At 71.7% G+C, this 1,146-nt stretch carries 2 protein-coding genes; both read left to right on the top strand.

Translation table 11 applies throughout. The annotated features are described in order from the left end of the window. On the top strand, positions 1-296 hold a 296-nt coding region (locus tag B8460_RS12145; protein WP_048861866.1), incomplete at its 5' end, for an ABC transporter ATP-binding protein C-terminal domain-containing protein. After that, positions 289-1,011, top strand: a complete 723-nt coding sequence (locus B8460_RS12150; protein ID WP_199445632.1) for an ABC transporter ATP-binding protein — start codon at positions 289-291, stop codon at positions 1,009-1,011. The genes B8460_RS12145 and B8460_RS12150, both read left to right, overlap by 8 nt. The last annotated feature ends 135 nt before the right edge of the window (positions 1,012-1,146 follow it).

Here is a 1,146-nt window from a genome sequence, read left to right on the forward strand (position 1 = left end):
CGCTCGCGTCCTCGCCGCGTCTGCTGCTGCTCGACGAGCCGACGGCGGGCATGAACCCGGCGGAGACGCTGGAACTGGCGGAACAGCTCGCGGCGCTGCATGCGGCGGGGCTGACCATCCTGCTGATCGAACACAAGCTCGATGTCGTGACGCAGCTCGCCGCGCGCGTGCACGTCCTCGACCACGGCGAGGTGATCGCGGTCGGCACGCCCGCCGAGGTCCGTCGCGACGAGGCCGTGCTCGCCGCCTATCTCGGCCGCAACGCGCAGGCCGCGGGAGCCGCGCGTGTTGCTTGAGTTCCACGACGTCGACACGCATTACGGCGACCTGCACGTCCTCAAGCGCGTCAACTATGCGATCGCCGCGGGGGAGATCGTGGCGCTGCTCGGCGGCAACGCCAGCGGCAAGTCCACGACGATGAAGACGATCATGGGCGTGGTGCGGCCGACGCGCGGCGCGGTGCGCTTCGATGGGTGCGACATCACCCGGTTGCCGACGGCTGCGCGCGTGCGCCTCGGCATCGCGCCGGTGCTGGAGGGGCGACGGCTGTTCCCGCGCATGACGGTGGCCGAGAATCTGGCGATGGGCGCCTACACGCGGCGCGACCGCGCGGGGGTGGAGGCCGATCTCGTCCGTCTGTTCGACCTGTTCCCGCGCGTGGCGGAGCGGCGCGACCAGCTGGCCGGCACGCTGTCGGGCGGCGAGCAGCAGATGGTCGCGATCGTGCGCGCACTGATGTCGCGTCCGCGCCTGATCTGCATGGACGAGCCGTCGATGGGCCTGTCGCCGCTGTTCGTGGAGCGCGTGTTCGACACCATCGCCGCGATCAACCGCGACGGCGTGACCGTGTTCATGGTCGAGCAGAACGCCAACATGGCGCTATCGGTCGCGCACCGCGCCTACGTGCTGCAGACCGGGCGGGTGGTGATGGAAGGGCGCGCCGAGGACCTGCGCGCCGATCCGGCGATCCGCGAGGCGTATCTGGGCGAGTTGCAGGTTCCCGCCGGCTAGCCGTGCCGGGCTAGTTGACCTGCCGCGGGTTGGGCCGCACGGGGGCGCGGGGCTCGGTCGGCGACGTTTCGGACGGCGTGGGGCCGGCGAACGAACCGGGCCGGGCAATGGCGATCGGTTCCGCCCGGCGGGTGC

The organism is Acidisphaera rubrifaciens HS-AP3, assembly GCF_000964365.1.
GTDB lineage: Bacteria > Pseudomonadota > Alphaproteobacteria > Acetobacterales > Acetobacteraceae > Acidisphaera > Acidisphaera rubrifaciens.